General features: G+C 73.9%; 23 protein-coding genes, 3 pseudogenes and 1 riboswitch. Of the genes and pseudogenes, 17 read left to right on the forward strand and 9 right to left on the reverse strand.

What is annotated here, in order from left to right:
• The first annotated feature begins 11 nt into the window (after positions 1 to 11).
• Positions 12 to 233, forward strand: coding sequence for a hypothetical protein (locus DDQ41_RS05690; RefSeq protein WP_109293498.1), 222 nt, complete (start codon positions 12 to 14; stop codon positions 231 to 233).
• A 151-nt stretch (positions 234 to 384) separates the two neighbouring features.
• Positions 385 to 546: riboswitch (cobalamin riboswitch) on the forward strand.
• A 31-nt stretch (positions 547 to 577) separates the two neighbouring features.
• Positions 578 to 832 (forward strand): annotated as a pseudogene (locus tag DDQ41_RS05695) (cobalamin biosynthesis protein); the annotation flags it as partial.
• A gap of 502 nt (positions 833 to 1,334) precedes the next feature.
• Here DDQ41_RS05695 and DDQ41_RS05700 read toward each other — a convergent pair.
• Both DDQ41_RS05700 and DDQ41_RS05705 read right to left on the reverse strand, forming a co-directional pair.
• The gene (locus DDQ41_RS05700) at positions 1,335 to 2,348 is read right to left on the reverse strand and encodes an aldo/keto reductase (RefSeq protein WP_109293499.1); all 1,014 of its coding nucleotides are present in this window, start codon (positions 2,346 to 2,348) and stop codon (positions 1,335 to 1,337) included.
• Positions 2,349 to 2,354: 6 nt separating this feature from the next.
• Positions 2,355 to 2,810 (reverse strand): MerR family transcriptional regulator, encoded by a 456-nt coding sequence (locus tag DDQ41_RS05705; RefSeq protein ID WP_109293500.1) that lies wholly within the window; start codon positions 2,808 to 2,810, stop codon positions 2,355 to 2,357.
• An 88-nt stretch (positions 2,811 to 2,898) separates the two neighbouring features.
• Here DDQ41_RS05705 and DDQ41_RS05710 point away from each other — a divergent pair, with 88 nt between their 5' ends.
• Positions 2,899 to 3,714 (forward strand): serine hydrolase domain-containing protein, encoded by an 816-nt coding sequence (locus tag DDQ41_RS05710; RefSeq protein WP_109297556.1) that lies wholly within the window; start codon positions 2,899 to 2,901, stop codon positions 3,712 to 3,714.
• Between the two features lie 158 nt (positions 3,715 to 3,872).
• Here DDQ41_RS05710 and DDQ41_RS05715 read toward each other — a convergent pair whose 3' ends face one another.
• Entirely contained in the window at positions 3,873 to 4,526 is a 654-nt protein-coding gene (locus DDQ41_RS05715) for a pirin family protein (protein WP_109293501.1), read from the reverse strand.
• Between the two features lie 356 nt (positions 4,527 to 4,882).
• Here DDQ41_RS05715 and DDQ41_RS05725 point away from each other — a divergent pair, with 356 nt between their 5' ends.
• The 5 genes from DDQ41_RS05725 to fabF all read left to right on the forward strand — a co-directional run bounded on the left by DDQ41_RS05725 (position 4,883) and on the right by fabF (position 9,797).
• A complete protein-coding gene (locus DDQ41_RS05725; RefSeq protein WP_109293502.1) occupies positions 4,883 to 6,079 on the forward strand; it encodes a PucR family transcriptional regulator in 1,197 nt (398 codons plus the stop codon).
• An 89-nt stretch (positions 6,080 to 6,168) separates the two neighbouring features.
• Positions 6,169 to 7,107 (forward strand): ACP S-malonyltransferase, encoded by a 939-nt coding sequence (locus DDQ41_RS05730; protein ID WP_109293503.1) that lies wholly within the window; start codon positions 6,169 to 6,171, stop codon positions 7,105 to 7,107.
• Positions 7,108 to 7,124: 17 nt separating this feature from the next.
• Positions 7,125 to 8,126, forward strand: a complete 1,002-nt coding sequence (locus DDQ41_RS05735) for a ketoacyl-ACP synthase III (RefSeq protein ID WP_109293504.1) — start codon at positions 7,125 to 7,127, stop codon at positions 8,124 to 8,126.
• 80 nt (positions 8,127 to 8,206) lie between these two features.
• Entirely contained in the window at positions 8,207 to 8,455 is a 249-nt protein-coding gene (locus tag DDQ41_RS05740) for an acyl carrier protein (protein WP_017945077.1), read from the forward strand.
• 79 nt (positions 8,456 to 8,534) lie between these two features.
• Complete coding sequence (gene fabF / locus DDQ41_RS05745; RefSeq protein WP_109293505.1) at positions 8,535 to 9,797, forward strand: beta-ketoacyl-ACP synthase II; 1,263 nt, start codon at positions 8,535 to 8,537, stop codon at positions 9,795 to 9,797.
• A 462-nt stretch (positions 9,798 to 10,259) separates the two neighbouring features.
• On the opposite strand, the gene DDQ41_RS05750 is transcribed toward fabF, so the two are convergent.
• The 4 genes and pseudogenes from DDQ41_RS05750 to DDQ41_RS05765 all read right to left on the reverse strand — a co-directional run bounded on the left by DDQ41_RS05750 (position 10,260) and on the right by DDQ41_RS05765 (position 14,282).
• Entirely contained in the window at positions 10,260 to 10,754 is a 495-nt protein-coding gene (locus DDQ41_RS05750; protein WP_109293506.1) for a DUF3145 domain-containing protein, read from the reverse strand.
• Positions 10,755 to 11,434: 680 nt separating this feature from the next.
• Positions 11,435 to 12,319, reverse strand: coding sequence for an EI24 domain-containing protein (locus tag DDQ41_RS05755; RefSeq protein WP_109293507.1), 885 nt, complete (start codon positions 12,317 to 12,319; stop codon positions 11,435 to 11,437).
• A 453-nt stretch (positions 12,320 to 12,772) separates the two neighbouring features.
• Positions 12,773 to 13,188 (reverse strand): annotated as a pseudogene (locus tag DDQ41_RS05760) (Ohr family peroxiredoxin); the annotation flags it as partial.
• Between the two features lie 74 nt (positions 13,189 to 13,262).
• Positions 13,263 to 14,282 carry an NADP-dependent oxidoreductase gene (locus DDQ41_RS05765; RefSeq protein WP_109293508.1) on the reverse strand — a complete coding sequence of 340 codons (1,020 nt, stop codon included), beginning with the start codon at positions 14,280 to 14,282 and terminating at the stop codon, positions 13,263 to 13,265.
• A gap of 88 nt (positions 14,283 to 14,370) precedes the next feature.
• Here DDQ41_RS05765 and DDQ41_RS05770 point away from each other — a divergent pair, with 88 nt between their 5' ends.
• The 8 genes and pseudogenes from DDQ41_RS05770 to DDQ41_RS32265 form a co-directional block, all read left to right on the forward strand.
• The gene (locus tag DDQ41_RS05770) at positions 14,371 to 14,811 is read left to right on the forward strand and encodes a MarR family winged helix-turn-helix transcriptional regulator (RefSeq protein ID WP_109293509.1); all 441 of its coding nucleotides are present in this window, start codon (positions 14,371 to 14,373) and stop codon (positions 14,809 to 14,811) included.
• 384 nt (positions 14,812 to 15,195) lie between these two features.
• Positions 15,196 to 15,753 (forward strand): hypothetical protein, encoded by a 558-nt coding sequence (locus DDQ41_RS05775; protein ID WP_109297557.1) that lies wholly within the window; start codon positions 15,196 to 15,198, stop codon positions 15,751 to 15,753.
• Positions 15,754 to 16,153: 400 nt separating this feature from the next.
• Positions 16,154 to 17,191 carry a rod shape-determining protein gene (mreB, locus tag DDQ41_RS05785; protein ID WP_109293510.1) on the forward strand — a complete coding sequence of 346 codons (1,038 nt, stop codon included), beginning with the start codon at positions 16,154 to 16,156 and terminating at the stop codon, positions 17,189 to 17,191.
• A 698-nt stretch (positions 17,192 to 17,889) separates the two neighbouring features.
• Positions 17,890 to 19,509: an acyl-CoA synthetase gene (locus tag DDQ41_RS05790; RefSeq protein ID WP_262508364.1), complete on the forward strand. Its 1,620-nt coding sequence runs from the start codon at positions 17,890 to 17,892 to the stop codon at positions 19,507 to 19,509.
• A complete protein-coding gene (locus DDQ41_RS05795) occupies positions 19,502 to 20,872 on the forward strand; it encodes a carboxyl transferase domain-containing protein (RefSeq protein ID WP_109293511.1) in 1,371 nt (456 codons plus the stop codon). Before DDQ41_RS05790 ends, DDQ41_RS05795 begins: the two co-directional genes overlap by 8 nt.
• A gap of 212 nt (positions 20,873 to 21,084) precedes the next feature.
• Positions 21,085 to 21,336, forward strand: coding sequence for a DUF6400 family protein (locus DDQ41_RS05800; RefSeq protein ID WP_109293512.1), 252 nt, complete (start codon positions 21,085 to 21,087; stop codon positions 21,334 to 21,336).
• Entirely contained in the window at positions 21,320 to 21,565 is a 246-nt protein-coding gene (locus tag DDQ41_RS05805) for a hypothetical protein (RefSeq protein WP_109293513.1), read from the forward strand. Before DDQ41_RS05800 ends, DDQ41_RS05805 begins: the two co-directional genes overlap by 17 nt.
• Positions 21,566 to 21,608: 43 nt before the next feature.
• A pseudogene (locus tag DDQ41_RS32265) lies at positions 21,609 to 21,698 on the forward strand (hypothetical protein); the annotation flags it as partial.
• Between the two features lie 570 nt (positions 21,699 to 22,268).
• Here the strand turns inward: DDQ41_RS32265 and DDQ41_RS05815 are convergent.
• Positions 22,269 to 23,600, reverse strand: coding sequence for an MFS transporter (locus DDQ41_RS05815; RefSeq protein WP_262508365.1), 1,332 nt, complete (start codon positions 23,598 to 23,600; stop codon positions 22,269 to 22,271).
• 212 nt (positions 23,601 to 23,812) lie between these two features.
• Entirely contained in the window at positions 23,813 to 24,553 is a 741-nt protein-coding gene (locus DDQ41_RS05820; RefSeq protein ID WP_109293514.1) for an SDR family NAD(P)-dependent oxidoreductase, read from the reverse strand.
• Between the two features lie 317 nt (positions 24,554 to 24,870).
• Here DDQ41_RS05820 and DDQ41_RS05825 point away from each other — a divergent pair, with 317 nt between their 5' ends.
• Complete coding sequence (locus DDQ41_RS05825; protein ID WP_109293515.1) at positions 24,871 to 25,050, forward strand: CsbD family protein; 180 nt, start codon at positions 24,871 to 24,873, stop codon at positions 25,048 to 25,050.
• The last annotated feature ends 1,111 nt before the right edge of the window (positions 25,051 to 26,161 follow it).

Genomic DNA, 26,161 nt, shown 5'->3' on the forward strand with positions numbered 1-26,161 from the left:
GAAAGAACGACATGAAGATCGACTGGGCAGCTCTGGGCTCCGTCTTCGGCGTGAGCCTCGTCGTGACCGTCGCCCTGGTGGGCCTGTTCACCCTGGGCATCGCGGGCCTCTCCAAGCAGGAGGCCGCGGCCGCTCGGGGAGGCTCGGCCGGCCTCGCCCGCACGGGCGCGTACGCCTGCTTCGCGCTCTGCGCGGCGGCGGTGGCCTTCGGGATCTACCTGATCGTGGTCTGACGCCGCGGCACGACCTCCCACCGGGGCCGGGCACACCCACCGGGTGTACCCGGCCCCACCCGTGTGCCCGGCCCCACCCGTGTACGCGCCCCGCACCCGCGCCCCGGGGCGGTGCGCCCCGTCCCGTCGCAGGTCAAGGGCGAGTTGACGGGCGTTCGGGGCCCGTGGTGGACTTCCGGGGCCACTTACGGCGGCAGAAGAGGAAGCCGGCGCGAATCCGGCGCGGTCCCGCCACTGTCACGGGTGCGCTCCCCCTCGCGGAGCACCAGGGAGCACCCCGGAGCCAGGAACTCCTCGCCGCCGGTCACGTCGAGCCAGGGCGCGGACCCTGAGTGAGGACGAACATGCCTGCCGAAGCAGGAGGGCCGGCTCCGCCGCGCCCGGACATCACGTTCGCGTACGGCGCCGCCGCCGGACTGGCCGGCGACCTGCTCCTCGGCGATCCACGCCGCGGGCACCCGGTCGCGGTCTTCGGCCGGGCGGCCGCCGCGGTCGAACGGGGACTCTGGCACGACCACCGCGGCTGGGGCGCACTGCACACCGCGGTGTGCGCCGGCGCCGCGGTCGCCGCGGGCGCGCTGGCCGCGGCATCCGCGCGCCGGTGATCCGGCACGGCCGCCCGGGAAGTCGGCCCGTTATGGGGCACGAGGTTGGCGCGCCGGGGTTTCCGCCGATGCCGCACGGTGTTTCGCCGCGGTGACGAAGCGGGCGGGCGTGTTACACGCCCATGAAGCGAAGGGTCACGGGAAGGTCACGCGCGTATCCTCCGCGAGAAGCGGGACCGGCGCGACGGCCACCCGGTTGACCTGGCGTGGGGAGCCGAGTCGGGCGGTAGGGGCGCCGCGCTCCGGGGCCCAGGGTGTCCCGGGCCCGGGGTGACCCGGGCCCGGGGTGTCCGGGCGTCCCCGCGGCATCCCCGCGGCACTCCCGGCACCCCTCGCCGTCCTCTCGGCCTCCCCCGGCCGAGTGCCCCCCACCCGGCCGCGGGCGCCCCGCCCGGCCCAACGCCCCGCCGGAGCAGGCGATCCGGGCACGGGACCCACCGGAGCCGGTGATCCCCGCCAGGGGGCGCGCGGTCCGCCGCCGGGCCCCGTGAGCGTGCTACTCGCGGGAGTCCGACGTCGAGGACATGTCCGGGTACCTGTCTCCCACCACCCGCTCCGCGATCGGCTCCAGCAGCGCCAGCTCGTCCCGTGTGAGCGTGATCCGCGTGGCCGCGACGTTCTCCTCCAGACGCCCGCGGCTGCGGGTGCCCGGGATGGGGACGACCGGCAGACCGTGGACCTCGGCCCGCCGCTGGACCCAGGCGAGGGCTATCTGCGCGGGCGTCGCACCGTGCGCGGCGGCGATCTTGCGGACGGGCTCCAGCAGCGCCGCGTTCGCCGCGGCGGCGTCGCCGGTGAAACGCGGCTGGTAGCGCCGGAAGTCGTCCCCGGGAAGCTCTGCCGCGTCCGCGAACGAGCCGGTGAGGAAGCCGCGGCCGAGTGGCGAGTACGGCACCAGCGCCACCCCCAGCGCCGCGGCGGCGCCCACCGCGCTCCGCTCGGCGGAGCGGCTGAACAGGGACCACTCCGACTGGAGTGCGGCGATGGGGTGGACGGCGTGCGCCTCGCGCAGTTCAGCGCCGGTCACCTCGCTGAGGCCGAGGTGGCGGACCTTGCCGGCCCGCACCAACTCGGCCATCGCGCCGACGGATTCGGCCAGCGGCACCGCGGGGTCGCGACGGTGCATGTAGTAGAGGTCGATCGCGTCCACGCCGAGCCGGCGGAGGCTCGCCTCGGCCGCCTCGCGGATGTAGGCGGGGTCGTTGCTGATGCCCCGGAAGGACGCGTCGCCGGCGTCCCGGACGACGGAGAACTTCGTGGCGAGGGTGATCTCGCCCCGGTGCGCCGCCAGGAAGGGCCTGAGGAACTCCTCGTTGGCGCCGTTCCCGTACATGTCGGCCGTGTCGAGAAGGGTGACACCCGCCTCCAGCGCCGCCTCCAGGGTGTCGCGTGCCGCGGCCTCGTCGGTGTCGCCGTAGAACTCGCTCATGCCCATGCAGCCGAGCCCCTGCACTCCGACCTCGGGGCCGTCCGTACCGAGCCGTACCTTTTCGATCATGCTCTCCGTCATCGGGGCTCAGGCCCTCTCCGGCGCCCGCCGGGCGCCCGCATAGAAATCGATCTTGTAGTCCAGCACGGCGAGCGTGCCCTGGAGTTCGGCGATCCGTGCGCGGACGTCGCGCCTGGTCGACTCCAGCAGCTCCCGCCGCTGCTCCCGGGTGTGGTCCCCCTCGCGCGCCAGCTCGGCGTAGCGGACCATGTCCGCCACCGGCATACCGGTACGCCGGAGCTTGCCGACGAAGGCCAGCCAGTCCAGGTCGCGGTTGCTGAAGCGCCGCTGCCCGGTGTGCGAGCGGTCGATGTGCGGCGTCAGGCCGATCCGCTCGTACCAGCGCAGCGTGTGCGCGCTCAGGCCGGTCCAGTCGGCGACCTCGCCGATGGTGTACTGGTCCTGCCCGTCGGGCCGGGGGTGGGCGGGTGGCGCCGATACGCGTCCTTCGCCCGTCGCGGTTGGGGTCTCCAGCACCGTCATGCCTCCACGCTAGAAGGTTCGAGTGCACTCCAGGCAAGCGGGAACCCGGCGGTTACGCCCCGGGCGGCGGCTGGTTACCCTCGTGACCATGCAGAGCCTGGCGTTGATCGAGAACTGGCCCGTCCCCACCGCGGCCGCCGCCGTCGTGCGCGCGGACGGCACCGTCGCCGGTGCCCACGGCCCGACGGGGCACCGCTTCCCGCTGGCCTCGGTCACCAAGCCGCTCGCGGCCTACGCCGCGCTCGTCGCCTTCGAGGAGGGCGCGGTGGAGCTGGACGAGCCGGCCGGGCCCGACGGCTGCACCGTGCGGCACCTGCTCGCGCACACCAGCGGGCTCGCCTTCGACGAGCACCGGGTCGCCGCGCCTCCCGGGACCCGCCGGCTGTACTCCAACGCCGGTTTCGAGGTGCTCGGCGACCACATCGCGAAGGCCACCGGCATCCCGTTCGCCGAGTACCTGCGCCAGGGCGTGCTGGAGCCGCTGGGCATGGCGTCGACGTCGCTCGACGGATCGCCCGCGAAGGACGGCGTCTCCACGGTCGACGACCTCGTGCGCTTCGCGGCCGAGGTGCAGGCACCGCGGCTGCTCGACGCCGGGACCGTGCTGGAGGCGATGTCGGTCGTGCATCCCGGCCTGCCCGGCGTCCTGCCCGGGTACGGCCACCAGAAGCCGAACGACTGGGGACTCGGCTTCGAGATCCGGGACGGCAAGTCCCCGCACTGGACCGGCGCGGCGTCCTCGCCCCGCACCTTCGGCCACTTCGGCCAGTCCGGCACGTTCCTGTGGATCGACCCGGAGGCCGGCGCCGCCTGTGTGGCGCTGACCGACCGCGCCTTCGGGCCCTGGGCGGTCGGGGCATGGCCGCCGTTCACCGACGCGGTCCTCGCCGAACTGCGCCGCTGAGGCCGGTCCCGCGATCGAGGCCGCGGCGCCGCGCGGGGTCGCCTCCGGTCCTCCGGTGACCGCCGTCCGCCCGCTTCCACGCGGACGCCCGGCGGCCCACCCCGCCCGCGGCGGGCCGCGGCGCCCGCCGGCGCGGCCCCGGGCATCGGCCGCACCGGTCAGCGGGACAGCTCCCACACCAGCACCTCCGCGGGCGCGGCCGCGGCGAGTTCGAGGCCGGAGGCGTCCGTGACCCGGGCGGCGTCCCCGGGGCCCAGGGCCTCACCGCCGATCCTGACGACGCCGCGGACGACATGGACGTAGACGAAGGGGGCGTCCGGCACGGCGGTCCGCTCGCCGCCGGCGAGGCGGCGCACGTGCAGCACCGCCCCGGCCTCCGGGAGGGCGTAGGGCGCCGCGTCGGCGATACCGCGGACGATCTCGTACGAAGGCTCGCCGCCCGGGTCCTTCGGCGCGAGCCACATCTGCACGAACGTGAGCGGTGCGTCGGCGTCGTTGCGCTCGACGTGCCGCACCCCGCCCGCCGAGCTGAGCCGCTGCACGTCACCGTGCCGCACGACGGTGGCATGGCCCGCGGAGTCCCGGTGGGTCAACTCGCCGTCCACCACCCATGTCACGATCTCGGTGTGGCTGTGCGGGTGCTCGTCGAAACCGGCGCCGGGGGCGAGGCGCTCCTCGTTGCAGGCGATGACCGCGCCGAAGCGCAGGTTGTCCGGGTCGTAGAAGCGACCGAACGAGAAGGCGTGCAGGGACTCGATCCCGGCGGACGCGTCCCCTCCGCGGTAGCGCTCGCCGGCGCGCCGTATCGACATCACGCCTCCACCGTAGACGCCGGACCGGGCGGTCCGCGTCCCCGTGCCCGGCGGCGGTGCCGCCCCGACCCGTCCAGGCGCCGCCCCGACCCGCCCAGGTGCCTCCCCGAGCCACCCCAGGTCCTCCCCGAGCCACCCCAGGTCCTCCCCGACCCGTCCAGGCGCCTCCCGGCTGCGGCCCGATGCCTCCCGCTGCCTCGCGGCTGCGGCCCGATGCCTCCCGGTGCCTCCCGGCTGCGGCCCGTCCGGTCGCGCCCGCCCGGTGGAGCCGTCGGGCGGGCGGCCTCCCGCCGGATCCGCGGCCCTCCCGGACCCGCGTCTCCGCCGCGGCGCCCGGATAAGGCACTCTTGTCCCCGTGCCCCATCCCGAACCGGCTCTGCCCCCGAACGCCGCCCATCCGCACTCCGCGACCCTGAAGCGCCTGCAGCAGTCGTCCGGGCGCCTCGCCGCGAACGCCATCGCGCGCATGGACGAGACGCTGCCGTGGTACCGGGCGATGCCCCCGGAGAACCGGTCGTGGATCGGCCTGGTCGCCCAGGCCGGAATCGCCGCGTTCACCGAGTGGTTCCGGCACCCCGAGACCCCGCAGGCGATCTCCACCGACGTGTTCGGCACGGCCCCCCGCGAACTGACCCGTGCGATCACCCTGCGCCAGACCGTGGAGATGGTGCGGACGACCATCGAGGTCATGGAGTCCGCCATCGAGGAGGTCGCCGCCCCGGGCGACGAGTCCGTGCTGCGCGAGGCGCTGCTGGTGTACGCGCGGGAGATCGCCTTCGCGACCGCCCAGGTGTACGCGCAGGCCGCGGAGGCCCGGGGCGCCTGGGACGCCCGGCTGGAGTCGCTCGTGGTGAACGCCGTGCTCTCGGGCGAGGCCGACGAGGGGGCCGTCAGCCGCGCGGCGGCGCTCGGCTGGAACGCTCCGGAGCACGTGTGCGTGGTGCTCGGCACCGCGCCCGACGGCGACAGCGAGCTGACGGTGGACGCGATCCGGCGCGCCGCCCGGCACGCCAAGCTCCAGGTGCTGACCGGGGTGCTCGGCGACCGGCTGGTCGTGATCGCGGGCGGCAGCGACAACCCGCTGCAGGTGGCGAAGGCCCTGATCGGCCCGTACGCGGCCGGCCCGGTGGTCGCGGGTCCCGTCGTCGCGGACCTGCTGGCGGCGACGAGGTCGGCACAGGCCGCGGCGGCCGGGCTGAAGGCCTCCTCCGCGTGGCAGGACGCGCCCCGCCCGGTACTGGCGGATGATCTCCTTCCGGAGCGCGCGATCGCGGGTGATCCGTCCGCGCGGGACCAACTGGTGGAGGAGATCTACAGACCGCTGGAGGAGGCGGGCTCGGCCCTTCTGGAGACCCTGAGTGTGTATCTGGAGCAGGCAAGCAGTCTGGAGGGAGCGGCACGGATGCTGTTCGTGCACCCCAATACCGTCCGCTACCGGCTTCGACGTGTGACTGACGTCACCGGCTGGTCACCCTCCGATGTCCGCTCCGCGTTCACCCTGCGGATCGCGCTCATCCTCGGGCGTCTGGTAGACGGTGATCAGCAACCCTAGGATTTTGTCGGACACCAACAATTCCCCTGACGGTTCTTGGTCCCTGTCCCCACGGGCGGGCGGGACCATCGACAAGAGAGAGTGTGAGGGTGCTCGTACTCGTCGCTCCCGGCCAAGGCGCTCAGGCGCCCGGCTTCCTGACCCCCTGGCTCGAACTCCCCGGCGCCTCCGACCGCATCGCGGCCTGGTCCGACGCCATCGGCCTGGACCTCGCCCACTACGGCACCAAGGCCGACGCGGACGAGATCCGGGACACGGCCGTGGCGCAGCCGCTGCTCGTCGCGGCCGGACTGCTGTCCGCCTCCGCGCTCGGTGACGCGGTCCCGGACGCCGTAGCCGGCCACAGCGTCGGCGAGATCACGGCCGCCGTGTTCGCGGGCGTCCTCCGGCCCACCGCGGCGCTGCGTCTCGTGCGCACCCGCGGTCTGGCGATGGCCGAGGCCGCCGCCGTCACGGAGACCGGCATGTCGGCCCTGCTCGGGGGCGACCCCGAGGTGAGCGCCGCGCACCTGGAGAAGCTGGGCCTGACCGCCGCGAACGTCAACGGCGCCGGGCAGATCGTCGCCGCCGGCACCAGGGAGCAGCTCGCCGCGCTGGAGGCGGACAAGCCCGAGGGAGTGCGCAAGGTCGTCGCGCTCAAGGTCGCCGGGGCGTTCCACACGCACCACATGGCCCCCGCCGTCGCGCGCCTGGAGGAGGCCGCGGCGTCGCTCGCGCCGGCCGACCCGAAGGTGCGTTACGTCTCCAACAAGGACGGGCGCACCGTGGTCACCGGTGGCGAGGTCGTGTCCCGGCTGGTCGGACAGGTCGCCAACCCGGTCCGGTGGGACCTGTGCATGGAGACCTTCAAGAAACTCGGAGTGACCGCCCTCGTCGAGGTGTGCCCGGGCGGCACCCTCACCGGCCTCGCCAAGCGGGCGCTGCCCGGCGTCGCGACACTCGCGCTGAAGACCCCCGACGACCTCGACGCGGCCCGCAAGCTGCTCGCCGAGGCCGGTTCACCCGCCGCCGACGCGGCGGGCGCCTGACAAGGAGCCGAGACAGCATGTCGAAGATCAAGCCCAGCAAGGGTGCCCCGTACGCACGCATCATGGGTGTCGGCGGCTACCGCCCGACCCGGATCGTGCCCAACGAGGTGATCCTCGAGACGATCGACTCCTCCGACGAGTGGATCCGCTCCCGCTCGGGCATCGCCACCCGCCACTGGGCGAACGACGAGGAGACCGTCACCGCGATGTCGGTCGAGGCGGCGGGCAAGGCCATCGCCGACGCCGGACTCACCCCCGAGCAGATCGGCGGCGTGATCGTCTCGACCGTGTCGCACTTCAAGCAGACCCCGGCCGTCGCCACCGAGATCGCGGACAGGATCGGCGCGACCAGGCCCGCCGCGTTCGACATCTCCGCCGGCTGTGCGGGCTTCGGCTACGGCCTGACCCTCGCCAAGGGCATGGTCGTCGAGGGCTCGGCGGAGTACGTGCTGGTCATCGGCGTCGAGCGGCTCAGCGACCTGACCGACCTGGAGGACCGCGCCACGGCGTTCCTCTTCGGTGACGGCGCGGGGGCGGTCGTCGTCGGTCCCGCGAAGGAGCCCCGGATCGGCCCCACCGTGTGGGGTTCCGAGGGCGACAAGTCGGAGACCATCAAGCAGACCGTGCCGTGGACGGACTACCGCGACGGCGCCGTCGAGCGGTTCCCCGCCATCACCCAGGAAGGCCAGGCGGTGTTCCGCTGGGCCGTGTTCGAGATGGCGAAGGTCGCCCAGCAGGCGCTGGACGCGGCCGGGATCACCGCGGACGAACTGGACGTCTTCATCCCGCACCAGGCGAACATGCGGATCATCGACTCGATGGTGAAGACTCTGAAACTGCCGGAACACGTCACGGTCGCCCGTGACGTGGAGACCACCGGCAACACCTCGGCCGCCTCGATTCCGCTCGCCATGGAGCGGCTCCTGGCGACCGGGCAGGCGAAGAGCGGCGACACCGCGCTCGTCATCGGCTTCGGGGCGGGTCTCGTCTACGCCGCGACGGTCGTTACCCTCCCCTAGGCAAGCATCCGGATCCCCCGGACCTCCGGTCCTCCGGGCAAGCCCGTCCAACCCTCCGCTACACACCGAAGGAGCGCCACATGGCCGCCACGCAGGAAGAGATCGTCGAAGGTCTCGCCGAGATCGTCAACGAGATCGCCGGTATCCCGGCGGAGGACGTCCAGCTGGACAAGTCCTTCACCGACGACCTGGACGTCGACTCGCTGTCCATGGTCGAGGTCGTCGTCGCCGCCGAGGAGCGCTTCGACGTCAAGATCCCGGACGAGGACGTCAAGAACCTCAAGACCGTCGGCGACGCTGCCGAGTACATCCTGAAGCACCAGGCCTGATCCGGGCCGATCAGGTACGCCACCCAGCGGTGGCGCCGCTGATTCACGAACCCTCATAGACCGTGGAGAAAGAATTCCTGTGAGCCCGACCAATCGCACCGTGGTCGTCACCGGTATCGGCGCAACCACACCGCTGGGTGGCGACTCCGCTTCGACCTGGGAGGGTCTGATCGCCGGGCGTTCCGGCGTCAGACCCCTCGAGGGCGAGCGCTTCGAGGAACTGCCCGTCCGTATCGCCGCCCCGGCGGCGGTCGATCCGGGCGAGGTACTGCCCCGGCCCCAGGCGCGCAAGCTGGACCGCTCGGCCCAGTTCGCGCTGATCGCCGCCCGTGAGGCGTGGGCCGACGCCGGCTTCACCGCTCCGGCCGGCGAGGACGGGAGCATCCGGCCCGACCGCCTCGGCGCGGTCATCGCCTCCGGCATCGGCGGCGTCACCACCCTGCTCGACCAGTACGACGTACTGAAGGAGAAGGGCGTACGCCGGGTCTCCCCGCACACCGTGCCGATGCTGATGCCCAACGGCCCCTCCGCCAACGTCGGCCTGGAGGTGAACGCCCAGGCGGGCGTGCACACCCCGGTCTCCGCCTGCGCGTCGGGTGCCGAGGCGATCGGCTACGCCATCGAGATGATCCGCAACGGCCGGGCCGACGTCGTGGTCGCGGGCGGCACCGAGGCCGCGATCCACCCGCTGCCGATCGCCGCGTTCGCCAACATGATGGCCATGTCCAAGAACAACGACGACCCCGAGCGGGCGTCGCGGCCGTACGACAAGGCCCGTGACGGCTTCGTGCTGGGCGAGGGCGCGGGTGTCGTCATCCTGGAGTCGGCGGAGCACGCGGCCGCGCGCGGCGCACGCGTCTACTGCGAGGCACTGGGCCAGGGCCTGTCCGCGGACAGCCACCACATCGCGCAGCCCGAGCCGACCGGTCGCGGCGTCGCGGCGGCGGTGCAGAACCTGCTGGACAACACCGGGCTGAAGCCGTCCGAGGTGGTCCACCTCAACGCCCACGCCACCTCCACCCCGCAGGGTGACATCGCCGAGATCAAGGCGTTGCGCAAGGTACTGGGCGACGACCTCGACCATGTCGCGATCTCCGCGACCAAGTCGATGACGGGCCATCTGCTGGGCGGCGCCGGCGGCATCGAGACCGTCGCCACGGTCCTGGCACTGCACCACCGCCAGGCCCCGCCGACCGTGAACGTCGACGACATGGACGACGAGGTCGAGGCGGACGTCGTCCGCGGCGGGCCGCGTGCGCTGCCGGAGGGCACGATCGCGGCGATCAACAACTCGTTCGGTTTCGGCGGCCACAACGTGGTGCTGGCCTTCCGCAGCGTCTGACACACGGCGACGAGCAGCGAGCCCCGCCTCCCCCACCCGGGTCGGCGGGGCCCGCTGCTTGTGCCGGTCTCGTGGGAGCGGGGCCCGCTGCTTGTGCCGGTCTCGTGGGAACGGGGCCCGCTCGTCGGTGCGCGCCCCGCGGCGGACGGGGCCGGTAGCGGCAGCACGGGCCACCGGCACGGACAGGCCCGTACGTACGGACAGACAGGCACGGACAGACCGGCACGAACAGGCCGGCACGAACAGGCCTGCACGAACAGGCCTGCACGAACAGGCCGGTGTCGCCCGGCCTTGCGGCGCACCCGTATCCGGGACCTGCCGCCACACCGGGCGCAACGCGCGGCCGCCGCCCCCGAAAGCGGGCCGCGCAGAGCGGAACGAGCAGCCGCCGCCCCCCAGGGAGAGCACACCCGGCGGAGCGAGGAACGGGACGGTGCCGTTGCCGCCAGGGCGGACCGGTGGTCAGACCACCTGGTGGAGCCAGCGGACCGGGGCGCCCTCGCCCGCGTATCTGAACGGCTCGAGTTCGTCGTCCCAGGGCTTGCCGAGCAGCTTGGAGATCTCCGCCTCGAGTTCCGTCTCGCCCTGGGCCGAGCGCACCAGGGCCGCGCGAAGGCGGTCCTCAGGGATGAGGATGTCGCCGTGGATGCCGGTGACGGCGTGGAAGATGCCCAGATCGGGAGTCGCGCTGTAGCGCTCTCCCTCGGCGGAGGTGCAGGGCTCCGCGGTGACCTCGAAACGCAGCAGCTGCCAGCCGCGCAGCGCGGACGCCAGCTTGGATGCCGTGCCGCTCTCCCCCTGCCAGGAGAACTCGGCTCTCCAGGTGCCGGGGGACGCGGGCTGGCGGATCCAGTCGAGCTGGACCCGTACGCCGAGCACGCCCGCGACCGCCCATTCGACGTGCGGGCACAGCGCGCGTGGTGCGGAGTGGACGTAGAGAACGCCGCGTGTCGTCACCGGGACCTCCAGTGTGGGACGAGGACCACCCTCCCAGCGGCCTCAGTAAACAACATCAGGTACGCACTCCCCGCAAGAGGCGGGAAGCGGACGACATATGACGTGATGTGACTTACTGGAGCCGGCGAGCCGGGTGCCTCTGGTTCGACGTGGGCAAAGCTACCGTGCGACGGGGCCCCGTTGTGTCGGACCGCCCCTCCCGGGCCCCGTACGCGTCCAGCATTCACCCGCCAGGACGCCTTGGGGGAAGGCACACGCGTGAAATCCGGCGGCACGCCGTCACCGACGCCGCGGCCGGTGGCGATCACCGCGGATCGCGACACGGCCGCGGGATCGGCTCCCCGGTACCGGGGGCGCTGGGATTCGGCACGCCAGGGATACGGGGACCCAGGGATACGAAGCCCCGGGGACACGGGACGCCGGGGACACGGGACGCCAGGGATACGGGGGCGGCGTGTCGGTCGGCGGGTCCCGCCGGCCGTTGCCTCGTCCAGTGCCGCGTCAGGCAGGGTCTGCCCGTCGGCAGCGGCGCGGAGCGGGGTCCGGCGCGGTGCGGGGTCCGGTGCGGTGCGGTGCAGGGCGCCGGATCGGCCTCGTAGTCGGCCTGCTCGGCTGGTTCGGCGACGCGGCGAGTCGCCGTGCCGGGCGTCACGACGGGGCGAACGTCGCCTGACGCGGCACTAGGAGCGGGCCTGGTCCTTGCCGAGGTCGTAGGGCCCGGCGGGGCGGCCCTGGTCGCGGCTCGCGTACGGGTCCCGCGCGTCCCGCCGGTGCGCGTGGGGGGCGGGCTCCGGGTCCGTGTGCCCGGCGTCCTCGTCCTCCCCGTTCCGGTCCTCCACCAGGTCGCGCACCAGGAGCGTGGCGCCCGCGACCGCACCCGGCATCAGCAGCACGGCGAGGAACGGGACGAGGAAGGCCAGCGCCAGCGGAACGCCGAAGCCGAGAGTGAGCATGCGCCGGCCGCGCAGCAGCGCGAGACGCTCCCCGAGTTCCATCCGCCGCCGCTGGAGTGCCACGGCGGTGAGTTCCTCGGCGAGGAAGAAGCCGGTGACGCAGAAGCCGAGTACGGGGACGACGGTCTGGCCGAGGACCGGGACGAACCCGAGCGCGAAGAGCAGCACACCGCAGACCGCGACACGGACCACGATCCGCAGGCTGTCCCGCGCGGAGATCCACAGCTCGCGCCAGAGCGGCAGCCCGGAGTGCGGGACCTCACCGCCCTCGGCCCGGTCGACGGCCTCGGAGAGCGACTCGTAGAACGGCTGGCCCACCAGCAGGGTCACGGCGGTGAAGGTGATCACGGCGAGGAAGAGGCCGAACACCCAGACCAGTGCCGTCAGGAAGCCGCGGAACCCTCCCTGCCACGGCGACGACCAGCCGTCCGCGAACGGAGTGGCCCAGCCGACCAGGTCGTCGGCACCGTAGGCGAGCCCGACGAGGGCTCCGGCGTACAGCACGAGGGTGATCAGCCCGGGCAGCAGTCCGATGCCGAACCACCGGCCGTGTCGGCCGACCCACTGCTGCCCCTTCACCAAGTAGCCGAAGCCCGCACCCAGATCACGCATGCGCCACACCCTATACGGGGCCTGCACCCCGGTCGTGGGCGTGTGCGGGCGGGGCCGGGAGCGGTCGCCGGGGCCCGGCGCGCGGACCGGATCACGGCGCCGTGCATACGCCGTGCATACGCCGTGCGTGCGCGCGGACCGTGCGGGCGCGCCGTGCCTGCACGCCGTGCCTGCACGCCGTGCCTGCGCAACCGGATCGCGGCGCCGGGGCGCGTCCTCGGGATCGCCGAATGCCCTCGTCCGGCTCGGCGGGCGTCCCCGCCCGGCGTCCGCCCGGGCATGCGGGCCGGTGGCGCGACGAGGGGCGGCACCCCTGGGATGCCGCCCCTCGTACCCCTATGCGGGTCCCTTGTGTGGGTCCCTGGTATCGGTCCCTTGTGTGGGTCCCTGGTATCGGTTTCTTGTGCCGGGCACGCGCCGGGCGGACCGGCGGATGCCTCGGACCGCGGGCTCGACCGTGATGTCGCCGCGGGTGGCCTTGGAGTACGGGCACACCTGGTGGGCCCTCTCGACCAGCTCACGAGCGGTGGCGGCAGCCACGTTCGGGATGGTCGCGGAGGTCTTCACGATGATGCCGAAGCCTTCTTCGTTCTTGCCGAGGCCGAACTCGGCGGCGACCGTCGAACCGGAGGCGCCGGGCTCTCCTGGCGGGCGACGACGCGGGAGCGCGTCCTGGAAGCAGGCGCTGTAGGCGGCCGCGAGGAGCTGCTCCGGGTTGGCGCCGGCGCCGCAGCCGCCCGTCTCCCAGGGCGGATTGGCGACGGCGTCGAGCTTGCCGTCGCCGGTGGCGTCACGGCCGTCCGACCGTCACGGCCGTTCTCCGCCGTGGCGACGGCGGTGGGGAGGACGTCGGACTGCCGGATCGGCATGGTTTGCGGGTCCTTCCCGTGCGCCGGGGTTCGCGCCCGCGACCGCGACGGCGGAGGTAAGCCCCTGGGCTCGTCTAGCGGTTGAGCGAGACGACCATCTTGCCGGTGTTCTCGCCGCGCATGAGGCCCAGGAACGCCTCGGCACCGTTCTCGATGCCCTCCACGACGGTCTCCTGGTACTTCAGCTCGCCGGAGCGCAGCCAGCCGCCGACATCGCGCACGAACTCGGGCTGCATGGCCTCGTGGTCGCTGACCATCATGCCCTGCAGACGCAGCCGCTTGCCGATGACCATGGCGAGGTTGCGCGGGGCCGGGGTGGGCTCGGTCGCGTTGTACTGCGCGATCATCCCGCAGAGGGTGACGCGGCCGTGGACGTTGAGCGAGGAGATCGCGGCCTCCAGGTGCTCGCCGCCGACGTTGTCGAAGTACACGTCGATACCGTCGGGGGCGGCGGCCTCCAGTTGTTCGGCGACCGGGCCGTTCTTGTAGTTGAAGGCGGCGTCGAAGCCGTACTCCTCGACGAGGAGCCTGACCTTCTCGTCGGATCCGGCCGAGCCGATGACGCGGGAGGCGCCCTTCAGCTTCGCCATCTGGCCGACCTGGTTGCCGACGGCGCCGGCGGCGCCCGAGACGAAGACCACGTCGCCCTCCTTGAAGGAGGCGACGTCGAAGAGGCCCGCGTAGGCGGTCATTCCGGGCATGCCGAGCACGCCCAGATAGGCCGAGAGGGGTGCGACGGAGCCGTCGACCTTGGTCGCCTGGCGGGCGTCCACCTCGGCGTACTCGCGCCAGCCGAGGAAGTGCAGGACGTGGTCGCCGGGGGCGAAGCCCTCCGCGCCGGACGCGACGACCTCGCCGACCGCACCGCCCTCCATGGGCTGGTCCAGCTGGAACGGCGGCACATACGACTTCACGTCGTTCATCCGGCCGCGCATATAGGGGTCGACCGAGAAGTGCAGGTTGCGGACGAGGATCCGCCCCTCGCCCGGTTCGGTCACCGGGGCCTCACGCAGGGCGAAGTCGGTCGGCTCCGGCCAGCCGTGGGGACGGGCGACGAGGTGCCATTCGCGGCTGGTCGCGGGCAGTGCGGGCATGTGCGGGCCTCCTAGAAATGCTTCATATCCTTAAACAATCATGCGACTGAATATTTAATATTGTCAAGTAACCGGGTATGCTGACGGCATGTCCACCACGCGCACAGACCCGCTGACCCTGGAGGTCGTCGACCTCATCGGCACCGTCGTGGCGCGCTACCACGAGGAGTACGAGGAAGCCGCGGCCCGCTACCACCTCACCGGCGCGCAGGCCAGGGTGCTCGGGCTGCTGGCCATGGAACCCACCGCCATGCGGCGGATCGCCCGGCAGCTGAAGTGCGAGCCGTCGAACGTCACCGGGATCATCGACCGGCTGGAGGGGCGCGGCCTGGTGGAACGCCGACCGGACCCGGCCGACCGCCGGGTGAAGATAGCGGCGGCCACGGACGAGGGCCACCGGACGGCACGCGGCCTCAGGGACGCCCTGCGCTTCGCGCGCGAGCCGCTCGCGGAGCTGTCGGCGGAGGAACGCCGCGCCCTGCGGGACCTGCTGAGGCGGATGCTGGGGGACACCGGGGCCGACGGGTAGGCCGACGGGTAGGCCGGCGGCGGCCGGCCGTCGCCGCCATACGCCCCGCCCGGTTCGACGAGGCATCCCCTCCGCCGCGGCGGAGGCGGGTCGGCGGCGGCGCGGTTCCTCGGCGGGAGTACCGCACCAGGTGCACGCCATGGCCCCGTCGAGGCGTCGGCGGCACAGGCGGCAGCAGTCCATGGCCCCCGGAACGTATGCGGCGATGCGACATCTGAGGTGGGCGCGGCTGTGAGGATCCCGTACGGAGTCCGCGTCTCCTCGGCCCGTCGGCCGGCCGGGACGTACTCGTGCACCTGTCCGTACGACCCCGTCCCGGACACCGCCCCGAACCCCGTCCCGGACACCGTCCCGGGCGCCACCGGTGAAGGGCACGATGAGGGCATGGACACCTTCGGATCGCGTGCCTTCCAGCTCGTCCTGCTCCGCCGGATGGCCGACCACCAGCCTGAGCTGGTCGAGGAGGCACGCCGTGAGCTGGGAGCGACGGCCGCCGAGATGCGCGAGGCGAACCGCCGCTGGCAGGCGGCCGTCCGCTCCCCGCGCGCACGCGGGGCTCTGTCCCGGTACCGCTCGATGCTCGGTGAGCCCGAGGGCCCGGACCGCCGCAGGGTCGGCGACCTGGAGTGCGCGGCGCTGCGGTGGCGCCTGCCGCTGTGGCCGGACCTCCGGTTCGAAGTGCTGGCCGGACCGGGCGGAGCCGTCTGGAACGAATGGCTGGTCCGGGCGCCGGGGGCCGCCGGACCCCGGCTGCGCACGGCCGACGACCTGCGCCCCTGGTGCTGCACGGTCGACGAGGTCGCCGCGGCCTTCGCCCCGGTACGGCCGATGGAGGGCACCGCTCCCTCACGCCGGCGGCTTGCGTTCGACCTCCCCGACGGGCGGTCATGCGTGGCCGAGTTCACCTGGGGCCTGCTGCAACGCGTGGCGTACGGCCCCTGACACCGATTCCCACACGGCGCCCGGCCCTGCGCCACACCGTGCCCGGCGCGGCACCGTGCCCGTCGCGCCTGTCTCGCCCGCCTCGCCCGCCTCGCCCGCCTCGCCCGCCTCGCCCGCCTCGCCCAGCACGCCTGTTTCGCCCGCCATGCCCGTTGCGCCCGGGTGGTCCACACCCGACCGGCTCGGCCCGGCGCGCGTCGATCACCACCCGTCGATCACCACCCGTCGATCACCACGCATCAATCGCCATACATCGATCACCCCCCGGTGGTCGCGCCCGCTGCTTGCCTCCGCCCCGGCTGCCTCCTGCGGAACCCACCCCGACCGGCTCATCCCAGCGCGCGTGACGCACCCGGTGATCGCAGGATGCGAGGAGGGAACCGTCTCGGGAGGACCTGCCATGACCGTCAGTCTTGAGCAGTTGCGCCGCTGCCATGTCGCCGTCGATCTGGGCGCGGCGCGGACCCGGGTCTATGTGAAGGGCGCAGGGCTCGTCGTCGACCAGCCCAGCGTCGTCGCGGTCAACATCCGCAACGGCGCCCTCATCGCCGTCGGTGAGTTCGCCGAGCAGATGACCGGCCGTACCCCCGACTACATCAGGGTGATGCGCCCGGTCACCGGCGGCACCGTCGTCGACATCGACATGGCCCAGCGCATGCTCCGCCATCTGCTCGGCGAGAAGCTCCGCCGGCAACTGCGCCGCAAGCCCCGGCTGCGCGCCGCCGCCTGTACTCCGCACGAGGCCGACCCCCTCGCCCAGCGCGCCACCGTGGAGACCCTGGTGGGACTGGGCGCGCGCCGGGTGGAGCTGGTCGACACACTGATCGCCGCGGCCGTGGGCTGCGGACTCCCGGTGGAGCAGCCGACCGCCACGATGATCATGATGTGCGGTGCGGCCACCACGCAGGTCGCCGTCCTTTCCCTCGGTTCCATCGTCACCGCGGCCCGTATCCCGGTCGGGGGTGAGGCTGTGGACCACGCCGTCATCCAGCACCTGCGCCACCAGCACGAACTGATGCTGCCCAGCCAGTCCGTACGCCCCCTCCAGATCGCGCTCAGCGAGAACGGCCTCACCCTCCAGGGCCCCTCCACCACCGAGATCCACGGCCGGGACGTGGCGACCGGGCTGGCGCGCTCCGTACGGGTCGACACCGCGGCGGTGCGGGACGCCATCCACACACCGCTGACCGCGGTGCTCGACGGCATCGGAAGGATCCTGCGCGACTGCCCGCCCGACCTGGTCGCCGATCTCGCCGACCGCGGGATCATGATGGTCGGCGGCAGCGCGCTGCTGCCCGGACTCGACCAGATGCTGCGGGACGCTACCGGTATGCCGGTCCACATCGCCGAACGGCCCGATGTGTGCGCGGTGCAGGGGCTCGGGGAGATGATGGAGGGCAACGTCGCCTCGATGGTCCTCTCCCCGCTCACCACCTGACACTCCGACTCGCCCCCGGACCGGAGTGCGCACGACGGCCACTCGCCGGACGGCCCGCGCCCGAACGCCCGCGCCCGAACGCCCGTGCCCGAAGGCCAAGGTCAGGGCGGGTGACCACGTGCCGGGGCAACACATGCCCGAACCACACATGCCGCAACGACACGTGCCCGAACCACATGCGCCGAACGCAGCCGCCGACAGGCACGTGCCGCAAGGCTCCGATGCCGGCACGCCAAGGGCCACTGAGTCGGGTACCGCTGCGGCAGGTGCCACCGGCCCAGGTACCGGACAGCCCGTGGACACCTGGACACCCGCCGGGGGCGCGAAATTCCAGTGGGATGCGAGGTTCCGGTGGGACAGAGGTTCCGGTGGGACAGAGGTTCCGGTGGGACAGGGGTTCCGCCGGAGACCGGGAGTGCCGCCGGCTATGGGCATACCGCCGGGTCGGGAGGTCGCCCGGAAGCGGCCCGTGGGCAGGGGTACTGCCGGAGGCCGCGAGCCTGTTGGATGCAGGGGATACCGACGGGGGTGGCACCGGATCGGTTCGGACGGGGAGCACTCTCCGTCCTGCCGGGCCGCACACGGCGGCCCCGGGCCCGAACTCTGTTACGTACGGGTAGGCCCATCACGGGGAGAATGGCGGGACGACGGGCGCCCGCGACCCGGCCCGTGCGGAAGCGACTTGAGGAGGACGACCGGTGAGTGCTCTGTTCCCCGCCCTGGCGGCGGCCATGCGCGCCACAGCCGGCACGGACGTCACGACCGCCACAGACGTCACGACCGCCGGGGACCGCGGCGTACGGAACCGGCCCGCGCTGCGCTTCGGCGACCGGGAGCTGACGTACGGCGCACTGGCCTGCGCCGCCGGGGCGGCGGCGGAGCGGATCTCCGGGGCCGGCCGGGTCGCGGTCTGGGCCACGCCCACGCTCGAGACGGCCGTCGGGGTGGTGGCGGCGCTGCTCGCGGGGGTGCCCGCCGTACCGCTCAACCCCCGGACGGGAGAGCGGGAACTGGCCCACATCATCCAGGACAGCGCCCCGCGGCTGGTACTGGCCGCCCCTGACGACGAACTGCCGCCCGTGCTGGCCGCCTTGGAGCGGATCGACATCGAGGCGGCGGCCCCCGGGGACAAGGCAGGACCCGGGGACAAGGCAGGACCCGGGAGCATGGCAGGCCCCGGGGGCGCCGCGGGTCACGTGGGCGCCGCGGGTCACGGGAACCCGTCGGGGCCCGTCGTCCGGGCCCTGCCCGCCGAGCCGGGACCGGAGACCGCGGCGCTGGTCGTCTACACCTCGGGGACCACCGGCCCGCCGAAGGGCGCGGTGCTGCCGCGCCGGGCGATCGCCGCCACCCTGGACGCGCTGGCGGACGCATGGGGGTGGACCGGTGACGACGTCCTCGTCCAGGCGCTGCCGCTGTTCCATGTGCACGGGCTGATCCTCGGTGTCCTCGGCCCGCTGCGGCGGGGCGGCGCGGTGCGGCACCTCGGGCGGTTCTCGGCCGAGGGTGTGGGGCGGGAGCTCGGCGCCGGGGCGACGATGCTCTTCGGGGTGCCGACGATGTACCACCGGCTGGCGGAGGCGGTGGACGGCGATCCGGAGCTGGCGAAGTCCCTCGCGGGCGCCCGGCTGCTGGTGTCCGGATCGGCGGCGCTGCCCGTCCACGACCACGAGCGGATCTTCGCGGCGACGGGCCGGCGGGTCGTCGAGCGGTACGGGATGACCGAGACGCTGATGAACACGAGCGTCCGGGTGGACGGCGAGCCGTGTCCCGGATCGGTGGGCCATCCGCTTCCGGGGGTGGAGCTGAGGCTCGTGGAGGAGGACGGGACGGAGATCACCGCGCTGGACGGGCAGGCGGTCGGCGAGATCCAGGTGCGGGGGCCGAACCTCTTCACCGGCTATCTCAACCGGCCGGACGCGACCGCGGCGGCGTTCGACGGCGACTGGTTCCGCACCGGCGACATGGCGGTCCGGGCCCCGGACGGCCAGGTGCGCATCGTGGGCCGCAAGGCGACGGATCTGATCAAGAGCGGCGGCTACAAGATCGGCGCGGGCGAGATCGAGAACGCGCTGCTGGAGCACCCGCAGGTGCGGGAGGCCGCGGTCACCGGCGAACCGGACGACGACCTCGGCGAGCGGGTGGTGGCGTGGGTGGTGCCCGCCGACCCGGCCCGGCCGCCGTCCGGGGACGAGCTGGCCGGGCATGTCGCGTCCCAGCTCGCCCCGCACAAGCGCCCGCGGACGGTCCGCTTCCTCGACGCGCTGCCCCGAAACGACATGGGCAAGATCATGAAGAGGTCCCTCTCCCGTGGCTGACGTGTCGACGGCTCGTGAGGCCGTGGCCCTGGCCTCCGACGACTTCGAGGAGCACCCGCCGGCCGCCGCCGAGGACGCCTCCGGCGACGGCGACGGCGACGGTCCGCTCCGGTGGGCCGGCTACGCGCAGGCACGGGCACGGGCAGCGGAGCGGACCGGTGAGCGGGAGTCCGTCGTATGGGGGACGGCGGACATCGGTGGCCGCCGCGCGGTGCTGGTGTCGTCCGAGTTCCGGTTCCTCGGCGGGTCGCTGGGCCGGCGGGCCGGGGACCTGCTGGAAGAGGCCTACGCCCATGCCCGCGCCGCGCGGCTGCCGCTGGTGTCGCTGGTCGCCACCGGCGGCAGCAGGATGCAGGAGGGCATGGTCGCCCTCGGCCAGCTCCACCGGGTGGCTCGGGCCTCGGCGCTCAACCGCGCGGCCGGTCTGCCGCAGATCGCGGTGCTGCGCGACCCCACCACCGGCGGTGGCTGGGCCACGCTGGGGGCGGGCGCGGACGTGGTCCTCGCACTGCCGGGAGCGCAGGTCGGGTTCGCCGGTTCCCGGGTCAGGCCGGCGGACGCGGACCCGTCGGCGTACACGGCCGAGGGCCAGCTCGCAGCGGGGCACGTCGACGCGATCGTCACCCGGGACCGGCTGCGTCCGGCACTGTCGCTGTGGCTGCGGCTGCTGGCGGGCGGCACCGTGGAGCCGGTGCCGGGCGGAGTTCCCGTCCCGCCGCCGCCGGCCCTTGACGGCGCCTACGGCGCGGCGGCGACCGGCTGGGAGGCGGTACGGCGGGCCCGGGCACCGCACCGGCCGCGCGCGGGGGCGTATCTCGACACCTGGTTCGACGAGCGGGCGGACCTGCACGGCGACCGGTGCGGTGGTTCGGACCCGGGGATGATCTGCGGCTTCGGGCTGCGCGAGGGGCGGGTGGTGGCCTACGCGGCGCAGACCGGGACCGCGACCAGGCCCGCCGGTTACCGCACGGCGGCCCGGCTCATCCGGCTCGCCGACCGGCTCGGGATCCCGGTCCTCACCCTCGTGGACACGCCCGGCGCCGCGAACGACGCCGAGGCCGAGCGGGCCGGGGCGGGTGCGGCCATCGCCGACGTGTTCGCGGCGGTGGCATCGGTGCGCGTGCCGGTGACGACCCTGGTGATCGGCGAGGGCGGTTCCGGCGGGGCGCTGGCGCTGGCCGCCCCGGGCAACACCTGGGTGACCCCCGACAGCTACTTCTCGGTCATCGCGCCCGAACTCGCCGCGGCGATCCTCAAACGCGACCCCTCCGAGACCCCGGCCACCGCGGACCAGCTCCGGCTGCGGCCGCGGGATCTGGTGGAACTCGGGGTGGTACGGGGGATCGTGGCAAGGGCCGAGTGATCCGCGCGGCGGATGCGGCTCCGGCACCGAGTGCGGCGTCACGGCGTCACGGCGATGCGGCCGTGGGGCCGGCAGGGCCGGCAGGGCCACCCCGGCCCATGAGGTGCATCACAGCAACTTAGGTAAGCCTTCCCTCGAGGTGCCGCCCTCTGGTAGACGTGGATGTCGGCCCGCACGGGCACCGCACCGCAGCTCCACCGGAAGTGTCGCTCATGGACCAGGACCGCTCGCCCGACCTCATGCCGTTCGAGATCGACCTGGCCTTCGAGGAGGCCCGGCGCCGGGCCGAGGTGGTGGCCGCGCTGGGGCCCGGCTGGGACCCCGTGGCCGCGCTGGAGGGTGAGGAGGCCGCGTACACGCTCCTCTACTCCGGTCTCGACGCCGAGCAGCAGCGGACCCACGACATGCTCGTCGCCGCCGGTGTCCTGCCGGGAGGAGGCCCGGGCCGTGCGCCTTCCCATTGACCCGCAGGCGGACATCGCCCGCCGCGCCTGGCTGCCCTGCCCCGCCTGCGACGACGCTCGCGACTGCGCCGTCTGCGCGGACCGGCGCAACTGCGTGGAGCACTGGCGCTATCTGATCTCCAATCAGGGCGCGGTGGTCCACCTTCAGTGCCCCGGCTGCACTCATATGTGGTCGGTCGACACCCGCCGCCACGCCAGGCGCCCGGTGGGCGACCCGCCGCCCTGCTGACTTCTCCGGCCACGGCCGGGACGTGGATCTGATCGCCCCCGGTGTGTGCGTCCTCCCCACCTCCGCGAACGGCGGCTACGCCACCCTGTCCGGCATCTCCATGGCCGTCCCGCACACGGCGGGCGGGGCAGCCCTGTACCGGGCGACCCACCCCGGCGCCTCCCCCACCGAAGTGAAGGCGGCCCTCCTCGCGGCAGGCGGCATGGACTGGACCTGGCCTTCGGAGGACGGCGACGACGTCAAGGAGCCGTTGCCGCGACTCGGTTCCTTCCGGCGCACCGGCGTGAGCGCGCGTGGCCTCCGGGACCACCCGGGCCGGAGGAAGGGCCACGCGGCGGAACGGTCGTGCGGCGGACAGGCCGTGCGGTGCCCGGGTGTCCGCAGCGAGGGCCATCCCCGGCACGGACCCCCGGGCACCGCGGCGTCGCGACACCGCGTCACGGCAGGCACGGGGTTACGGCAGGCACGGGGTTACGACGGAACGACGGAACGACGGAACGACGGAACGGAGACAGCGCCGGGGCCGAGGACGCGACGGGGACAAGGTCGGGGACGGGTCGGGGGCAAGGCCGGGGACGGGTCGGGGACAAGGTCGGGGACGGGGGCGCACGGCGGCGTGGGGACAGCGCCGCGGCGGGGCGGCGGGGGCGGGGGCCCGGCGGGTGCCCGGCGGATGCCCGGGCATCCCACCGGCGGGGCGGGCTCACGGCGTGGGCCGGCGGGCGTCGTAGCGTACGAAGCTCCGGCCGCGCAGGGCGAGCAGACCGACCGCCAGGACGCAGGCGAGGCCGCCGCCGGTGACCGTGACCGCGGGCGAGGTGAGGTCCGCGACCGAGCCGGCGAGGAAGTCGCCGAGGCGGGGACCGCCCGCCACGACGACGATGAACACCCCGTGCAGCCGGCCGCGCATCTCGTCCGGCGCGGCCGTCTGGAGCATGGTGTTGCGGAACACCATGGACACCGTGTCGGCGCATCCGGCGAGTGCGAGGAAGACCAGCCCGAGCCAGAGGTTCCTGGTCAGGCCGAACACGGCGATCGCGGCACCCCAGGCCGCCACGGCGAGCAGAATCGCCACCCCGTGCCGACGGACACGCCCCTGCCAGCCGGAGAAGACCCCGCCCAGGAGCGCGCCGACGGCCGGCGCCGCGACGAGGAGACCGGTCGTACGTGCGTCCCCGCCGTACCAGAGCCCGGCCACGGCGGGGAAGAGCGCGCGTGGATGGGCCAGGATCATCGCGCAGAAGTCGGAGAAGAACGTCATGCGGATGTTGGGCCGGGTGGAGAGGAAGCGCAGCCCGTCGAGCACGGACGCCCGCCCGCCCTTCGCCCCGTCGCGGTCGGGCAGCATCGGGGGCAGCCGCCACATCGCGTACAGCGCGGCCCCGAACGCGACGAAGTCGACGGCGTATGCGGTCTGGTAGCCGCCGTGACCGACTATCAGGCCGCCCAGCATCGGGCCGAGGAGCATGCCGGACGTCATCGTCATCGAGGAGAGGGCGTTGGCGGCGGGCAGTTGCTCGGGCGGCAGCAGCCTGGGGATCATCGCGCTGCGGGCGGGCGAGTTCAGCGCGGCGCACACCGCCTGGAGGGCGACCACGCCGTACAGGAACCAGACGTGGTGGAGGCCCGCGAACGCGGCGGCGGCGAGCGCGGCCGACAGACCGGCGGAACCGGCCGCGCTCCACAGCCCGAGCGCGCGCCGGTCCACGGTGTCGGCGACGGCGCCCCCGTACAGACCGAAGACGATCAGCGGGACGAGCGAGAACAGTCCGACGAGCCCGACGGAGAAGGTCGAGCGCGTGATGTCGTACACCTGGAGCGAGATCGCCAGAGTGGTCATGCCCTGGCCGATCCAGGAGACCGTGTTGCCGAACCAGAGCCGACGGAAGTCGGCGGAGGCGCGCAGCGGTGTGAGGTCGGCGAGTACGCGGCGGCCGCGGGCGGGGGTGCCGGGGGTCGCGGGGGTGCCGGGGGTGCCGGGGGTCGCGGGGGTCGCGGGGGTGCCGGGGGTCGCGGGGGTGCCGGGGGCGGTCATGCGGGGTGCGTCGTGCGGAGTGCGGCTATCGGCGGCATGGCCGAAGTATAAGGACGCATGACCAGGAGCCCCTTACCGCACGGGCGGGCGGGGCCCGAGCCCCTTACCGCACGGCACGGGCGGGAGCGCGCGGCACGGGCGGGAGCGCGCGGCACGGGCGGGAGCGCGCGGCACGGGCGGGAGCGCGCGGCACGGCCCGCGGTGGGCGGCGCTCAGCGGCCCCCGGAGACCCTGAGGACCGTGCCGGTCGTGAAGGACGCGTCGTCCGAGAGCAACCAGGAGACGGCGCCGGCGATCTCGGCAGGCTCCCCCGGCCGCCGCAGCGGGGTCACCGCGGCCACCTTCGCCGGCCGGTCGGGGTCTCCCATGGCGGCGTGCATGTCGGTGTTCACGGTGCCGGGGGCGACGGCGTTCACCCGGACACCCTGCGGCCCGAGCTCCTTGGCCAGCCCCACGGTCAGGGCGTCGATCGCCGCCTTGGTCGCCGCATAGTGGACGTACTCCCCGGGGGCGCCGAGCGTGGCGGCGACCGAGGAGATGTTGACGATCGCACCGGAACCGCTCGCGGCCATGTCGCGGGCAGCTCGTCTGCAGCACAGCAGACAGCCCAGCAGGTTCACGTCGACGACCCGGCGCAGGTCCTCGGTGCGGGCGTCGGCGAGCCGCCCGAGCGGGCCGGTGACGCCGGCGTTGTTGACCAGGCCGGTCACGGTGCCGAGTTCCGCTGCCGCGATGTCGAACAGCCGCTCCACCCCGGCCTCGTCGGAGGTGTCCACCCGCACCGCGACACAGCGCCCCCCGGCCGCGCGCACGGCCCGCGCCACCTCCTCGGCGGCCGCGGCGTCGCTGACATACCCGAGGGCCAGGTCGTGCCCGTCGGCGGCCAGCCGGACGCAGGTCGCCGCGCCGATGCCCCGGCTGCCGCCCGTGACGACGGTGACCGGACGTGTCATGGCGCCTCCCGTACTCGCTCCTGCCCGCGCGCTCACCGCGGGGGGTTACGGCGCCCACTCCATCACAGCCGGGACCGGGTGCGAAGCGCGGGTGCGCGGGTGTGCCGGACACGCGGGTATGCGGGTATGCGGGTATGCGGATGGGCCGACGGGCAGGCACGCCGGGTGTGCGGGTGTGCGGGTGCGCAGGGTGCGCAGGGTGCGCAGGGTGCGCGGGTTGCGCGGGTTGCGGGGCAACCCGGGTAGGCGCAGGGTGAACAGGCGCAGGGTTAACCGGTGCGTGCACGCACCACGGACCCGAGAGGACACCGATCCTGATGAGCAAGCACAACGCCAAGGCGCGGCAGATCAAGGGCAAGCTGAAGGAGACCCTCGGGAAGACCGTGGGTGACAAGTCCATGCGGCGCTCGGGCCGGAACGACGTGCTGCGCGGCAAGGCGCAGGAGATGGCGGAGAAGGCGGCCGACCAGGTGCGCAAGCACACCAGGCACCACTGAGGCATCGGTGCTGCCCGCGCCGAAACGGGCCGCGCCGGGACGGCCCGTTTCGGCGCGGGCAGCACCGGCCGCCGTCCTGGCGCGGCAGGTCCCGCCCGCCCCGGCGCGGAGCGTCCGCCGGGCAGGCCCTTGGGCAGGGCCGTGAGCAGCGCCGGGAGCCGGAGACGGGTGACCCGTCGCCGCGCGTGACCGCGCGCCATCCGTGATCCGGCCGCACGCGCGACCGGGCGCCGCGGGGAGGCCCGGGGCGAGGGTCCACGGACGGGAGTAGAGGATCCACGGGCCGAAGCCCGGGATCCGCGGACCGAGCCGGTATCCGCGGGCCGGGCCAGGACGCCGGGTCGCGTGGACGCGCCGGTTCAGGGCCGGGACCTCCCGGGCGGCCCGCTCCCCTGAGCGCACCGCGCCCTCCATCAGCCCGTGCGTCTGCCCATCAGCCCGTGCGTCTGCCCATCAGCCCGTGCGTCTGCGTCGCGGTCTCCGAGCCGGCCGGCCCGGTGGATCCGGCCGTCCGGCTCGCGCAGGGCACTGCCGTAGCTGGTCAGGGCCCCGGCGGGAAACGGCCGATCATCCCCGCCCGCCGGGGCCGGGCCCGGTCGGGTGCCCCGGCCCGGCCGCCAACGGTACGCATGGGGCGGGAAGTTAGCTGTGCCACGTTTCCGCAGCTTCTTGAACGACCACTCCGAGGCCGTCGTTGACCCCGGTAACCGGTGCCCCTTCCAGACCGGTGAGTGAGCGAGGTCCGTACATGCCCAGGTCCCTTCCGCACCGCACCCGGCTCCGCCCCGCGCCCGCGGTACGCCGCCCGGCGTCAGCGCGTTCAGCGCGTTCAGCGCGCTCGGCGCGCTCGGCGGAGCAGGCCGCCCACCTGCGGCTCCCCCACTGAGCGGCCGCGCCCATGGACTACTGCGCGCCCTGCCACCGTCCCCTCAACGGCGCGGTGACGTGCCCCGAATGCGGTGCGTACGACTCGGCGATGGCGACCACGGCCGGAATTCCGGTGGGCGAACCGGCCATGCCGGGGACCGGCCCGGATGAGGCGGCCGCACCCGGCGGATCCGCGGGCTCCCTCCCGGACTCCGCAGCGGCCACGGTCCGAATGCCCCGGGTC

The organism is Streptomyces spongiicola (assembly GCF_003122365.1).
Classification (GTDB): domain Bacteria; phylum Actinomycetota; class Actinomycetes; order Streptomycetales; family Streptomycetaceae; genus Streptomyces; species Streptomyces spongiicola.